Origin of the sequence: Bariatricus sp. SGI.019, from assembly GCF_050315235.1 — a bacterium.
GTDB lineage: Bacteria > Bacillota > Clostridia > Lachnospirales > Lachnospiraceae > JAFBIX01.
Genome location: NZ_JBNPOQ010000026.1, coordinates 13,752 through 27,274, shown reverse-complemented (window position 1 = coordinate 27,274; position 13,523 = coordinate 13,752). Strand labels below are relative to the sequence as shown.

Annotated in this window: 18 protein-coding genes; 16 read left to right on the top strand and 2 right to left on the bottom strand. The window is 39.7% G+C overall.

What is annotated here, in order from left to right:
* Positions 1–254 precede the first annotated feature (254 nt).
* From ACQRD1_RS13365 to ACQRD1_RS13345, 5 genes are all read left to right on the top strand, one after another.
* On the top strand, positions 255–800 hold the full coding sequence (locus ACQRD1_RS13365) for a hypothetical protein (RefSeq protein WP_026650125.1): 546 nt from the start codon (positions 255–257) through the stop codon (positions 798–800).
* Positions 801–1,131: 331 nt separating this feature from the next.
* Positions 1,132–1,692 carry a sigma factor-like helix-turn-helix DNA-binding protein gene (locus ACQRD1_RS13360; protein WP_026650124.1) on the top strand — a complete coding sequence of 187 codons (561 nt, stop codon included), beginning with the start codon at positions 1,132–1,134 and terminating at the stop codon, positions 1,690–1,692.
* 105 nt (positions 1,693–1,797) lie between these two features.
* Positions 1,798–2,103 carry a thioredoxin gene (gene trxA, locus ACQRD1_RS13355; RefSeq protein ID WP_109317839.1) on the top strand — a complete coding sequence of 102 codons (306 nt, stop codon included), beginning with the start codon at positions 1,798–1,800 and terminating at the stop codon, positions 2,101–2,103.
* 12 nt (positions 2,104–2,115) lie between these two features.
* Positions 2,116–2,436 carry a rhodanese-like domain-containing protein gene (locus tag ACQRD1_RS13350; protein ID WP_028086465.1) on the top strand — a complete coding sequence of 107 codons (321 nt, stop codon included), beginning with the start codon at positions 2,116–2,118 and terminating at the stop codon, positions 2,434–2,436.
* A gap of 1 nt (position 2,437) precedes the next feature.
* On the top strand, positions 2,438–4,129 hold the full coding sequence (locus tag ACQRD1_RS13345; protein WP_109317838.1) for an FAD-dependent oxidoreductase: 1,692 nt from the start codon (positions 2,438–2,440) through the stop codon (positions 4,127–4,129).
* Between the two features lie 118 nt (positions 4,130–4,247).
* On the opposite strand, the gene ACQRD1_RS13340 is transcribed toward ACQRD1_RS13345, so the two are convergent.
* On the bottom strand, positions 4,248–4,931 hold the full coding sequence (locus tag ACQRD1_RS13340; protein WP_044924472.1) for a Crp/Fnr family transcriptional regulator: 684 nt from the start codon (positions 4,929–4,931) through the stop codon (positions 4,248–4,250).
* Positions 4,932–5,041: 110 nt separating this feature from the next.
* On the opposite strand from ACQRD1_RS13340, the gene ACQRD1_RS13335 reads away from it, so the two are divergent.
* The 8 genes from ACQRD1_RS13335 to ACQRD1_RS13300 all read left to right on the top strand — a co-directional run bounded on the left by ACQRD1_RS13335 (position 5,042) and on the right by ACQRD1_RS13300 (position 10,534).
* Positions 5,042–5,962: a hypothetical protein gene (locus ACQRD1_RS13335; RefSeq protein ID WP_028086467.1), complete on the top strand. Its 921-nt coding sequence runs from the start codon at positions 5,042–5,044 to the stop codon at positions 5,960–5,962.
* 91 nt (positions 5,963–6,053) lie between these two features.
* On the top strand, positions 6,054–6,380 hold the full coding sequence (locus ACQRD1_RS13330; protein ID WP_222891074.1) for a hypothetical protein: 327 nt from the start codon (positions 6,054–6,056) through the stop codon (positions 6,378–6,380).
* A 119-nt stretch (positions 6,381–6,499) separates the two neighbouring features.
* The gene (locus ACQRD1_RS13325; protein ID WP_222891075.1) at positions 6,500–6,700 is read left to right on the top strand and encodes a 4Fe-4S binding protein; all 201 of its coding nucleotides are present in this window, start codon (positions 6,500–6,502) and stop codon (positions 6,698–6,700) included.
* A complete protein-coding gene (locus tag ACQRD1_RS13320) occupies positions 6,697–7,281 on the top strand; it encodes a 4Fe-4S binding protein (protein WP_055195153.1) in 585 nt (194 codons plus the stop codon). Before ACQRD1_RS13325 ends, ACQRD1_RS13320 begins: the two co-directional genes overlap by 4 nt.
* 98 nt (positions 7,282–7,379) lie before the next feature.
* Positions 7,380–8,153, top strand: a complete 774-nt coding sequence (locus ACQRD1_RS13315) for a NifB/NifX family molybdenum-iron cluster-binding protein (RefSeq protein ID WP_055195155.1) — start codon at positions 7,380–7,382, stop codon at positions 8,151–8,153.
* Positions 8,154–8,342: 189 nt separating this feature from the next.
* On the top strand, positions 8,343–8,729 hold the full coding sequence (locus ACQRD1_RS13310; RefSeq protein WP_044924454.1) for a helix-turn-helix domain-containing protein: 387 nt from the start codon (positions 8,343–8,345) through the stop codon (positions 8,727–8,729).
* A gap of 139 nt (positions 8,730–8,868) precedes the next feature.
* On the top strand, positions 8,869–10,305 hold the full coding sequence (locus tag ACQRD1_RS13305) for an AlbA family DNA-binding domain-containing protein (RefSeq protein WP_147608769.1): 1,437 nt from the start codon (positions 8,869–8,871) through the stop codon (positions 10,303–10,305).
* Between the two features lie 49 nt (positions 10,306–10,354).
* The gene (locus ACQRD1_RS13300; RefSeq protein WP_008705291.1) at positions 10,355–10,534 is read left to right on the top strand and encodes a hypothetical protein; all 180 of its coding nucleotides are present in this window, start codon (positions 10,355–10,357) and stop codon (positions 10,532–10,534) included.
* A gap of 326 nt (positions 10,535–10,860) precedes the next feature.
* On the opposite strand, the gene ACQRD1_RS13295 is transcribed toward ACQRD1_RS13300, so the two are convergent.
* Positions 10,861–11,382 (bottom strand): helix-turn-helix domain-containing protein, encoded by a 522-nt coding sequence (locus tag ACQRD1_RS13295; protein WP_235232343.1) that lies wholly within the window; start codon positions 11,380–11,382, stop codon positions 10,861–10,863.
* Positions 11,383–11,719: 337 nt separating this feature from the next.
* Here ACQRD1_RS13295 and ACQRD1_RS13290 point away from each other — a divergent pair, with 337 nt between their 5' ends.
* The 3 genes from ACQRD1_RS13290 to ACQRD1_RS13280 are packed head-to-tail and all read left to right on the top strand — an operon-like array spanning position 11,720 to position 13,356.
* Entirely contained in the window at positions 11,720–11,908 is a 189-nt protein-coding gene (locus tag ACQRD1_RS13290; RefSeq protein WP_235232342.1) for a hypothetical protein, read from the top strand.
* 12 nt (positions 11,909–11,920) lie between these two features.
* Complete coding sequence (locus ACQRD1_RS13285; protein ID WP_235232341.1) at positions 11,921–13,009, top strand: site-specific integrase; 1,089 nt, start codon at positions 11,921–11,923, stop codon at positions 13,007–13,009.
* Positions 13,009–13,356 (top strand): plasmid mobilization protein, encoded by a 348-nt coding sequence (locus tag ACQRD1_RS13280; RefSeq protein WP_235232340.1) that lies wholly within the window; start codon positions 13,009–13,011, stop codon positions 13,354–13,356. Before ACQRD1_RS13285 ends, ACQRD1_RS13280 begins: the two co-directional genes overlap by 1 nt.
* Positions 13,357–13,523: the final 167 nt, after the last annotated feature.

The window sequence follows — 13,523 nt, the reverse complement described above, 5'->3', positions numbered from 1 at the left end:
TGAATCAGGGCCCCCTTTGGAGAGATAGATATTCGATGAGAACATCAGCAGTCGGGGATACATCCTTTCCCGTGAGAACCGATTGCTTTCAATAGATCATACAGTTGCCGATCAGCCAGAAATAGAAGCTATCCCACAGCGGATATTTCTGCGGAATCTGCATGAAGAGATGTTAGGACAGTGACAGACTGTGAATGGAACAAACAATACAATGATTGGTCTGGCTGCGGAAGCGGTCGGGAAGGAGGACAATTATGCAGAGAATACAGGATATGTTTATCAATATGGAAGAAGTGGCAGAGGATGCTTATAAGAATACGGAATTATTGCTGAGTCAGTATACTAAAGTAATGTTCCGTATTGAGAAGAACCTTGTGGATATAGATTATGAAATGTATGCAGAGGAAGGGAAGCATCTGAAGGAAATGTTATATGATCTGGTAGATTTCGATGCGACTGCAGAGAAACGCAGAATCCAGGAAAAGCTTCTGAATAATGATATGAATCTCTGTTTGCTGGAAATCATGAGAGATTCCCTGATAGCTTTGAGGGATTATCCAAAAAATGGACAGCTGTATTATCGGCTTTTGAAATATAGATATTTTGAAGCAGGAAATACCAATGAAGATGTGATGCTGATGCTGGATGATATGCCAAGCACTACTTATTATCGAAACCGTAAGAAAGCAATCCGTTTGTATGCAACAATGCTCTGGGCATTTACACGTCCGGAAAAGATACAGAATAAGATGGAGGAAATAAACTGGAAGAAAAGTGGAAGTAAAGTGGCAGTGAACTGACAGTAAACTGGCATGTGAATGGTATTACAATGAAAATACGTGCATGTTAGAATTGATATGCTGAGAGAAATAGACCTTCGCAGACGTAATGTTTGCGGAGGTTTTTCTTTTCTCAAATTTTAAGGCGTCAGGCTGTGCCCGGAAGGGCATGGCCTTTTTTTATACCCAAAAACAGGTTGCAGATTTGAAAAAGCTTCCTTTTTAACAGGTAGATGCCGGAAAGGAAGAGCATATCAAGATGCAGGGAAGAGGCAGGCATTATGCCAGATATCCATGATTTTCGATTTGTCACAAATCAAATCAACAAAAACGACAAATCGGAGAAACAATCATGGAAGAAAGAAAATACACATTTTACGACAGATATCAGAAGGTGAAATACGCTAATATTACAGCAGAAGAGCTGGAAGTTCTTAATATTTTTTATAATAAGGAACATTATATGTTTGATCAGCAGCATCAGAGAAATAATACAGTATTATTTTGTGGATTAGAATCAGAAAACGGTTGTGCGACAGACTTTATCGCAGATAGTGGACGTGACATTGCATCGGATATTACAACTGAGATCTTCTTTAAAGAACTCTTCAGCGATCTGACAGAGAAAGAAAAGAAAATCGTGAGCGATTATTTTATCATGGGAAAACAGGTTAAAGAAACAGCAGAGGAACTGGGCATCAGCACACGTCAGGTGAGTAGAGACAAGAACAGTGCTTTGGCAAAAATGTTGAAGAGGATGAAAGCAGCTGGATATGAATCATATGCTGAGGCGGCAGGTGCATTTCTGCAGGAAAGCGATTATATTCCAACACAGATGGAGACACAGAACTCGATTATGAAGAAAAGGACCGGAGAAGTGAGACTGCCATCAGATCATAAGATGAAAAAATAAATTAGTTAAAAATTAATCATGATAATAATGTGATGATATCACAGAAAACAAATGAATTTCAGATTATAATAAAGCCACAAAAGAAAAAACAAGGAGGACTGTAAAATGTCTGCTATTAATATCAATAAAAATAATTTTCAGAATGAAATAATGGATTCCGAGAAAACCGTTCTTTTAGACTTTTGGGCTCCTTGGTGTGCTCCTTGTCGTATGGTGGCTCCTATCATAGAGGAGATAGCAAGTGAACTCCCTGATATCAAAGTTGGAAAGATCAATGTGGATGAGCAGCCAGAACTGGCAAGTAAATTTGGTATTATGAGTATTCCAACTTTGGTGGTTATGAAGAATGGGAAGATTGTAACAAAAGTTTCAGGGGCAAGACCTAAGAAGGCAATCTTAGAGATGCTTTAAGGAGGTGCGTTAATGGGATTTTTTGATTTTTTAAAACAGGCGAATATTAATCAAGGGATAGAGGAATATAAAAAGACTGCTGGTGCAGTTCTGCTGGATGTTCGTACGCCGCAGGAATATCAGGAAGGGCATATACCAGAAAGTAAAAATGTGCCATTGCAACAACTTAACAATGTTGTTTCGGTAGTGAAGAATACAGAAATACCGCTGTTTGTATACTGTTATTCCGGAGCCCGAAGTCGTCAAGCAACTGGGATGTTGCAACGAATGGGATATTCTAAAGTAAATAATATTGGTGGCATTGCTGCTTATTCAGGAAAGGTGGAAAAATAAGATGAAGGTAATAATCGTAGGCGGTGTAGCCGGAGGAGCTACAGCTGCAGCAAGAATACGAAGATTGGATGAACATGCAGAAATTACTGTGTTTGAAAGATCCGGATACATATCCTATGCGAATTGTGGGCTTCCATATTATATCGGAGACGTGATCACAGACCCGGAAGAACTTACACTACAGACACCAGAGAGTTTTTTTAAACGATTCCGTATTAACATGAAAATTCATCATGAAGTTATCTCCATACATCCGGAACGAAAAACGGTTTCAGTGAAAAATTTAGAGAATGGTGAGATATTTGAAGAAAACTATGATAAGCTGATCCTCTCTCCAGGTGCAAAGCCAACACAGCCGAGACTTCCCGGAGTAGGTATGGATAAACTTTTTACACTTCGTACTGTAGAAGACACTTTTCGGATAAAGGAATATATAAATAAGAATCATCCAAAATCGGCTGTATTGGCAGGTGGCGGTTTTATTGGTCTGGAACTGGCAGAAAATTTTAGGGAGCTTGGCATGGATGTTACAATTGTCCAGCGGCCTAAGCAGCTGATGAACCCATTTGACCCGGATATGGCATCCATGATCCATAATGAAATGAGAAAGCATGGGATAAAACTGGTACTGGGCTATACAGTAGAAGGATTTAAAGAAAAGGACAATGGAGTAGAGGTTCTATTAAAAGATAATCCATCCCTTCAGGCTGATATGGTGGTGCTGGCAATCGGAGTTACACCAGACACAGCATTAGCAAAAGAAGCTGGTCTGGAACTTGGCATCAAGGGAAGTATCGTAGTGAATGACAGAATGGAAACTTCTGTACCGGATATTTATGCAGCAGGTGATGCAGTTCAGGTAAAACATTATGTTACGGGTGATGATGCGCTGATCTCTTTGGCCGGACCAGCCAACAAGCAGGGCAGGATCATCGCTGATAATATTTGTGGTGGTGACAGCCGTTACCTGGGCAGTCAGGGAAGCTCCGTTATCAAAGTATTTGATATGACAGCAGCCACTACAGGTATCAATGAAACCAATGCCAAAAAGTCAGGATTAGATGTAGATACAGTAATTCTTTCTCCTATGAGTCATGCCGGTTACTATCCTGGTGGAAAAGTGATGACCATGAAGGTGGTTTTTGAAAAAGAGACTTATCGTTTGCTTGGTGCTCAGATTATTGGATATGAAGGAGTTGATAAACGTATTGATGTGCTGGCAACAGCAATTCATGCAGGGCTGAAGGCAACCCAGCTGAAAGATCTGGATCTTGCATATGCACCGCCGTATTCCTCTGCCAAGGATCCTGTAAATATGGCAGGATTCATGATAGACAATATAGCAAAAGGTACCTTAAAACAATGGCATCTGGAAGATATGGATAAGATTTCTAAAGATAAAAGTGTTGTATTGCTGGATGTGAGAACTGTAGGTGAGTTTAACAGGGGGCATATGGATGGATTCAGAAATATTCCTGTAGATGAACTAAGGGAACGTATCAATGAAATTGAGAAGGGAAAGCCTGTTTACTTGATATGCCAAAGTGGTCTGCGCAGCTACATTGCCAGCCGTATTCTGGAAGGAAACGGTTATGAAACATACAACTTCTCCGGTGGATTCCGCTTCTATGATGCAGTGGTTAATGACCGTGCGTTGATTGAAAGGGCATATGCATGTGGTATGGATTATTAAAAAATAATCACAATAATTTTATAATTTACTTGTAGCGTAAAAAGATCCCCCATTTATTAGAATGACTTTCACAATTCTGATAAATGGAGGATTCTTTAGATGTCATAGAAAAACAGTTTTATGATCTTTGTAGTGTTTCCAGTCTTTTCGAATCAAGGATGGTGATTTTGCCGCGTGAGAGTTTGACGAGACCATCGCCCTGAAAGTATCGAAGCATTCGAGTGATCACTTCCCTGTGGGAACCAAGATGGTTTGCGATAGTTTCGTGAGTGATTTTCAGTTCATTTGTTCCTTCGATAGAGGTCTCTTCTAAAAGAAATGAAGCAACACGCTTATCCAAACTCTTCCACATGATCTGTTCAATCAGCCACATGACATCAGAAAAACGGCTAGCCATTAATTCATTGGTATAGTTTGCGACGGGAGCCGATTCCTTCATGATGTCCTTATAGATTTCAGCAGGGATGATCCAAAGATCAGTATCTTTTTCTGCTTCAATGGTTACTTCAAATTGAATGGACTGCATGATACATGAGGCGGATAAAAGACACATATCCATATCGAACAGGCGGTAAAGTGTAATTTCTCGTCCTTCATCTGAAAGTATGTAAGTTCGAAGCTGCCCGGATTTAACCAGTAATAATCCAGTACAATCCAGGTTTCCGTTGTGAATGATCGTTCCTTTTTTTACATCCCGTGTAATCAAATTGTCTGAAATTACTTTTTTCTGTGCTGTATTTAAGTCATTCCATAGTGGAAAATAATTTTCGAAGCTCATAACAGTTATCTCCTTTACGAACATAGTATACTTACTTTTTTTAGATGCGTCAATTATATAATTGACATATGCCATAAATAAAAATATACTGACTATAGTACATGACTGTTGTGAATATGAGGGAGGGATAAATAATGCAGGGAGATGTCAGTTTTACATTTTTGGACCGAATTGAAGAAGTAGAACTGAATATTGTAGATAGACGATGGCAGTCTGCACTGGCATTGGCATTGACTTTGCCAGATATTTGCGGAGGTATTGCTTTCCCGGAAATTGTTAAACATTATCGAGATGGCCGGGTTATGCTGGATCGGCAAAAGAATCCGACCCGTGATGTGGGAACCCAGTATATTCGCTGGTTTGATGAATATGCAGGGGACTACTTTAAACTATCTCAATCCGATGAAAAGCCATATATTTGCGGAGAACGCTGTTGGCAGCTTCGATGTGAATATCTTCATCAAAATAAAGGATTTTTGAATGATGAAAATAATATACGCTTTCATCTTGGACTAAACTGTGGAATGTCAGTTTGTCAGTTGGAAAGTATGAACATACAGGAGAACGGAAACGATATTCGTATAGACATAGAACAGTTTTGTCTGAGGATGTGCAAGGCAGCAAAGAGTTATTATGATAAAGTTCATTTGGAAAAAGACTTTAGTCTCTATAATACACCAGTTTTGGATTTTATTCAGGTAACACAAAAAAAGAAAGCTGCTTCTATTATTGCACTGGTCTGTGGCAGTGAACGTTATGCAAAAGGATTAAAAGAAACATTGCAATTTATTTCAGATCAGATCATGCTGTTTTACACACCGGAAAGTGCTAAAACAAGATTAGGCAGACATAAGCCGGATCTTTGGATTGTTACCGAAGATATGACGAGCCAACCGAATCAGCCATGGCGTGCGGACAGGACAACACCTGTAATTTTAATCACAGGCAATCCTGATGCTGTTGAAATTAAAAAGAATTCAGGAAAACTAACTGTTCTTTCTATGCCATTATCAATAGTTGATTTGCGGAAAACCGTCGAAATATATGTGTCGTGAGGAGAAGTTTATGCTGTACATAATACTATTATTTGTATTTGTAGTTGTAGTTGTATATTTGATGATGCTTATGCGGAGACAGAAAGAAAAGATGAGCGAAATTAAAATACAAATAGATCAACTGCAAGCACAACATGATCGATTGCAGAAAGAAAGGGATCAGTTACAAGAACGGATGAATCATCTGGAAGAGCAACGAGAACACTTGCAAATGCAAACAGACCAGGCATTTCGGAGTGCTGATGAAATCGAGAAAATTTACGATGAGATATGGAATCATGCTAATACCATTCACCTTTACTCTTCGTTAGCTGAAGAAGAAAGCAAATCTATAACAATGAAAGAAAAACAAAAAGAAATTATTCGAACAACTGAGGAAATTCTAAACATCATATATAAATATAAAGGTAATGTATAATAAAAATATGTCATTGTAATGATTAGCGTTCAAGGTAAATTCTTATGTAATAATATCACAGAAGGATTTACCTTTTTCAGGTACAATAGAGATACAAAATTTGAAAGGGGAACAAAGCATTGGCAAAAAGAATGGCAAGTGTCGATAAAAAAAGATGTGTTGCCTGCGGAGTATGTGAAAATACTTGTCCGCTGGCAGCTGTCAAAGTTTACCATGGATGTTATGCTGTGGTAGAAGAAACAGTGTGTGTAGGATGTGGAAAATGTGCAAAGTCCTGTCCGGCAGGTTGTATTGAAATGAAAGAGAGGACAGCGATGTGAAGAAAAAGAAACATTGGTATGATTATTTATGGATATGGGCGATCCTTTATTTTGCTCTCGGTTTTTTTAATATTTTGTTTGCTTGGTTTGGGATGATTGATTTCCTGTTGCCGTTAGGAATAGCGATATTCGGTGAAAATAAATTTTTCTGTAATCATTTGTGTGGACGTGGCCAGCTTTTTAGTAAGCTCGGTGGGGATTTAAAATGCTCAAGAAATAAACCAACCCCGCGATGGATGAGTTCAAAATGGTTCCGATACGGCTTTTTGATATTTTTCCTTACAATGTTTGGGAATATGGTATTTCAGACATATTTAGTTGGTGCCGGATCATCATCCTTGCGTGAAGCCATCAAATTATTCTGGACCTTCCGTGTTCCGTGGGGATGGACATACACTGCCGGAACAGTAGCTGATTGGGTGGCACAGTTTAGTTTTGGATTTTATAGTTTGATGCTTACATCTTTGTTGTTAGGGTTGATCGTAATGGTGTTATATAAGCCACGAACCTGGTGTACATTTTGTCCAATGGGAACAATGACGCAGGGTATCTGTAAATTAAAAAATAATGAAAAGAAGTAATACTATAAGGTGATTCATAAAAGGCATATGTCAAAAACATTATTGACATATGCCTTTTATAGGGCTATTATATAAGAAAAGCGAGAAAGGAGCAGTTTATGCCGAGACCAGTAAAATGCAGAAAAGTCTGTCATTTCCCCAATGTTTTAGAATTTCTTCCGGCAGATGATACTGAGAAAAAAACACCCATTGTTCTAACGGTAGATGAGTACGAGACAATCCGTCTTTTGGACAAGAAAGGTTACAGTCAGGAGCAGTGTGCAGCATCTATGCAAGTCGCAAGAACAACGGTCCAGCGAATTTACGAGATCGCCAGGAAAAAGATCGCAGATGCACTTATCGACGGGCATCCACTCAAAATTGAGGGCGGAGATTTCAGAATCTGTGACGGTCAGAGCGGCAACTGCAGCTTTGGAGGATGTTACAAACAGGAAATTTACAAAAAATATGCAGCAGAAAAAGGAGAAGGTATCATGAGAATAGCAGTAACATATGAAAATGGACAGATTTTCCAGCACTTTGGACACACAGAGACATTTAAGATTTACGATGTAGAGGAAGGAAAAGTAGTACATTCAGAAGTAGTAGATACGAATGGAAGTGGACATGGCGCATTGGCAGGAGTTCTTAATGCATTGAATGCAGACGTTTTGATTTGTGGCGGAATTGGAGGCGGCGCACAGACAGCGTTAGCGGCAGCAGGCATCAAGCTTTTCGGAGGAGTTTCCGGAGATGCGGATGAAGCAGTAGAAGCTTTTATCAATGAAACACTTGAGTATAATCCGGATGTGAAATGTTCTCATCACGAGCACAACAACGGGGAAGGACATACATGTGGCGAGCATGGATGTGGAAGCCACAGTTGTCATTAAGAAGTGAGATTGCCATCGGATCATAAGATGAAAAAATAAAAGGTATTGATCTATAAAGAGGGAAGGGAACCCGCATCATCAAATTTGCTTGTGATGTCGGGTTCTCTTTTTATTTGCATAATGATATACTTTTATTGTGGTTAGAAAAATAAAGCATGTACAAAACTCATAGGAGAAAGATGTATACTTATGACAACATTTGGTGATAAAATTAGGAAGTTGCGAAAAGAGAAAAAAATGACTCAACAAAAGCTGGGTGATATGGTGGGCGTTTCTCATAGAACAATTCGATCTTGGGAAGTTGAAGGACGATATCCGAAGCAGAGTAGTTTATATCAAAAACTGGCAGATGCATTTCAGTGTCAGGTTTCTTATCTTATGAATGATAATGAAACCGTGTGCTTGGGTAATGATGAGCCAAGTGAATATGCTGGTGCTAAACAGGCAAGGCAGATTCTTGAACAGGTAGCTGCTTTATTTGCCAGTGGAACTATGACCAATGAGGACAAAACTATTTTCATGGATGAGATGACGAGACTTTATCTGGCATCAAAAAAGAACAGAAGAAAATGGTAAGAAGAAATGAACTGTTTTGTTTTCTTGCTTGATAGAAAAGAAGAATAGAACGTATAATAGTGTTAATGATCCAGAGAAGATTGCTCTGGAAATAGAATTATTCGTACCAGTGGTGCGAGTATAGAGTAGGAGTGAAAGAATGGTAGAAGATACTATGTTTTCCGGGGAATCGAAAAATATTGAGTACAAGGTATCCTTACCTGATAAAAGTGAAAAGTACATGAAGACAATCGTAGCTTTTGCCAATACACAAGGTGGCAAGCTGATTGTTGGAGTAGATGATAAAACACACCAGATTGTTGGTGTGGAAAATGATGTGTTGTTTCAGCTGATGGATGGAATTGCCAATGCAGTTTCTGATTCCTGTGTGCCACAGATCATTCCTGATATTGAGCCACAGACAGTAGACGGGAAAACGGTCATTGTTGTATCAGTAGAAGCTGGAAAGAACAGACCGTATTATCTAAAATCAAAGGGAAAAGATAATGGCACTTATATCCGTGTAGAAGGTACATCAAGACAGGCATTTCCGGAGAAGATAAAAGAACTGGAAATGGAAGGGGCCAGAATCTCATGGGATGAGCTTACTTGTGTGGGTTATCCTGTTTCAGAGGAAGCAACAGAGAAACTTTGTCAGGATATTGAAAAGTTCTGGAAGAAAGCAGGAATGTCAGAACATTCTGTAAAGAAAGAGCAGCTGATAAACTGGAAAATTTTGAAGCAGAGCGAGGGACAGCTTCTGGCAACGAATGCCTATGCGTTGCTGACATCGGATTATTTTTCATTCTCCAAAACACAATGTGCGGTATTCAAGGGAACAGATCGTGCAATGTTTCTGGATAAGAGAGAATTTACAGGACCAATCTATACACAAATCGAAGAAGCAGTAGATTTTGTATTGAGAAATATTCGGCTTGGAGCAACAATTGACGGATTGGTGCGAAAAGAGAAATATGAGTTACCACCGGAAGCAATCAGGGAAATGATTATTAATGCCCATTGTCACCGTAACCTATTAGATGAATCCTGTATTCAGGTCGCAGTTTATGATGACAGATTGGAGGTGACATCTCCGGGTGGATTATATAACGGATTAACTTATGAGGAAGTCATGAATGGTCATTCGAAGATCAGGAATAAAGGCATTGCCAATATATTCAGTCAGATGGGACTTGTAGAGGCATGGGGAAGCGGAATAAAAAGAATCCTTAATGCTGCAGAAGAGTATGGACTTCCAAAGCCGAGATTTCAGGAATTTGATAATATGTTTCGGGTAGAGTTGTTCCGAGTCAATCCAATAACTGACCAAGCTAACCAAGCTACTAACCAAGCTAACCAAGATTTAGAGAGATTAGACCAAGTGGAAGATGAAAATGTACTGAGTGAGAAAGAAATAGAAATTCTGAATCTTGTACGTATGCAACCTTCAATCACGCAGAAAGAAATGGCTAATGCGTTAGATTGGAATCTTGCTAGTGTGAAGTATTATATAACCAAATTGAAGGAAAAGAATTATCTGAAGAGGCAGGGAAGTAGCCAAAAAGGGAAATGGGTGATATTAACAAAACGAGATTGACACTTGTATCAATTCGTGTTAAACTATGAAATGTAAGGAGGAGAGAAAGATGCCTAGAAAACCATCATTAGACGGCAAAGATTCTAGTCTGAGAATTAGGATGTCACCAGAGCAAAAAGAAAAGCTAGTATCTTATGCAGAGAGACATTATCAGACTATGAGTAATGTAATATTCCAGGCGTTGGACATTCTTTACGCAAGAGAAGAACAACAAAATAATAAAGAGTAAAATGGAGTTATTTTGGAGTTTATTTCTTCATAAGCGGTGCGAAAAACACAAAAACAGAACGCACGTTCGAAATATAAACCTCTAATAACAGCCTTTGCGTGTCATGAAACGCAGTCCGCAAAGGAGTTTGAATAGGATTTTGCAAAAATAGACCAAGTATTCATGCGGTTTCCAAGCAAATTCCGTTATTTTTTGGCAACGGATTGGCAACGTTCCTGCAATATCCGTTGAATAAAATTATATTTCTATAACATAAAAACCTTACTGATGAATTGTTTCCAAAATTGGAAAGAGCAGTCAGTAAGGTTTTTTCTTTTTGCATTTCTTTATTGATTCTCTTTTTTCAGAGCCTTGATGAGTTCGTCAGAGAGTTCCTGAGACGGAACCTTTGCCCGAAATTCAGAGGTGTCCATTTCCGGATAATTATATCGCCAGTTATCGTATTCTTCCTGGCTGATCTCTCCGGATTCCAGTTTTGCAGCCATTTGCTGCCATGCATGAAAAGGTGCGAACAGATGCTGATATTCGCTGTGCTCCCGGTCAAGTTGGAGACAGAGTTCTCCGTCAATCTCTCCAATTTTAATTCCATACATATCTTCCAGAGTAAAGAGTGTATGCATGAGACCTAGATAGGAGTCAATATTCGGGACATTGATGGCTCTGGGGCTGACATCGAAGATCTGAGCCATTTCTTTGACCAGATCAGCTTTAGGGCTTCTGGCTTCTGTTTCGTACTGTGCCACACGGACATCCGAAGTCTTTCCAAGGAACCCAAGAAGTTCGCCAAGCTCCTTCTGCTTCATGCCTTTTCTGTTTCTGAAAAATTTAATACGTTTTCCAAATGCCATAGGAATCTCTCCTTTTCTGAAATCTTTTATTCATTTTTGGATATAAGTTCCGTCCGTTATGAACGGAATAGGAACTGGTGGTTAACGATATTTGTTTAAATCAGTATAGCATATGGAAAAATTGTACGCAATAGGAACTTAAACAAAAAAATTTAATTGCTGACATTCAAACCACTTGACTTAACGGAAAATAGTTAATATAATAGAGCGGAACTTAACTGAATAAAGTTAAGCTTAAGAAAAATTGAAAATGATGTTGTATAAGGGGTCTTCAGATCCCTTATAAGTAGAGAGTATTTTATCTGCTCTCGAAAATTATGGAGAGGAGGTGAAGGGAATGGCTGAACTGATGAATGGTTTCCTGACCACAGAAGAGGTAATGGACATTTTACAGGTCAAACAGTCAAAGGCATATCAGATTATCCGTCAGTTGAATAAGGAACTCAGCGAAATGGGGCTGATTACTGTTTCGGGGCGTGTGGATGCCAATTATTTCAAAAAGAAATTGTGTTATGAAGAAAAGTAGGAGGTACGCAAGATGGCAGTTTATCAGGAAAAAGACAAAGGTACATGGAGAGTGGTGTTCAGGTACACCGATTTTACCGGGGAAAGAAAGCAGACGCAGAAACGTGGATTTAAGACCAAACGGGAAGCGACTGCCTGGGAGCATGAAATGATGCTTCAAAAAGGAAATAAGCTGGATATGACGTTTGAGAGCTTTTACGAGATTTACTCCGAGTACAAACGTCAGAGGGTGAAGGAAAGTACATTTGAGACGAAAAGCCACATTGTGCGGACAAAGATCCTTCCCTATTTTGGAAAACGGAAGATCAACGAGATTACAGTGGCAGATGTGATCGCATGGCAGAATGAGATGATGGCGTACCGGGATGAAAAAGGTAAGCCTTACTCGGTGGATTATCTGAAAACGATTCAGGCGCAGCTCACAGCGATTTTCAACCATGCGGTGAATTATTATAATCTGCCCTGCAATCCGGCACGACAGGCAGGAAGCATGGGAAAAGAGGTTCCAAAGGAAATGAAATTCTGGACAAAGGAACAGTATCTGAAATTTGCTGAGGCAATGATGGACAAGCCTAGATCCTATTATGCCTTTGAGATGCTGTACTGGACCGGAATCCGGGAAGGGGAGCTGCTTGCCCTCACACCGGCAGATTTTGATTTTGAAAAACATACGGTGCGGATCAATAAAACGTACCACCGGATGAAAAAGCAGGACATTATTACTTCGCCAAAGACAGCGAAAAGTAACCGGATCGTTGTAATGCCGGAGTTTCTCTGTGAAGAGATGCGGGATTACTTTCAGATGTATTATTCTCTGGCACCGGATCAGAGGATATTCCCATTTTCCAAATCCTATCTGAAGCATGAAATGGAACGGGGATGCAAAGCAACAGGAGTTCCGGTTATTCGAATCCACGATCTTCGCCACAGCCATGTTTCCCTGCTGATCCATATGGGATTTACTGCTCTTGCCATTGGAAACAGGGTGGGACATGAAGCAGAAAAAATCACGTATCGGTATGCACATTTGTTCCCAACGGTACAGACAGAGATGGCGAATAAGCTGGATGTGGAACGGATGGAGAAGGAGGATGAAATCTGATGGAGAGAATATTGGACGCAAAAGGAAGATGGAGAAACCGGACGGTGGGATTCCGGGTATCCGAGGAAGAAGCGAAAATGATTGACTGTATGGTGGCATTATCCGGACTTACTAAACAGGAGTACATCCTGAGAAAATTGATGGACTGGGAAGTGACTGTGCAGGGAAATCCGAGAGTGTACAAAGCTCTGAAAAATCAGATGCAGCAGATTTACGGGGAACTGAAACGGTTGGAAGCATGTTGTGAAGAAAATGAAGAACTGCTTCAGACCATCCAGATGGTTGCTGTGACATTGAATGGGATGAAGGAGGAACCGCAGCATGTGGAATTCCCGGACCATCCCTGAAAAAGAAAATGCCCCTGCTGGTAACAAGGACATTTCTCACACGCTTAAAAACTTATGCAGGCTCTGGTAAAGCCTCATAGACAAAACTCAATCCTTACGGGAGAAGTCTGCCTATACGCATATAGCTTTATGTGTAGTATAGCAAAGTTCTCCTGTGACGGAAAGAG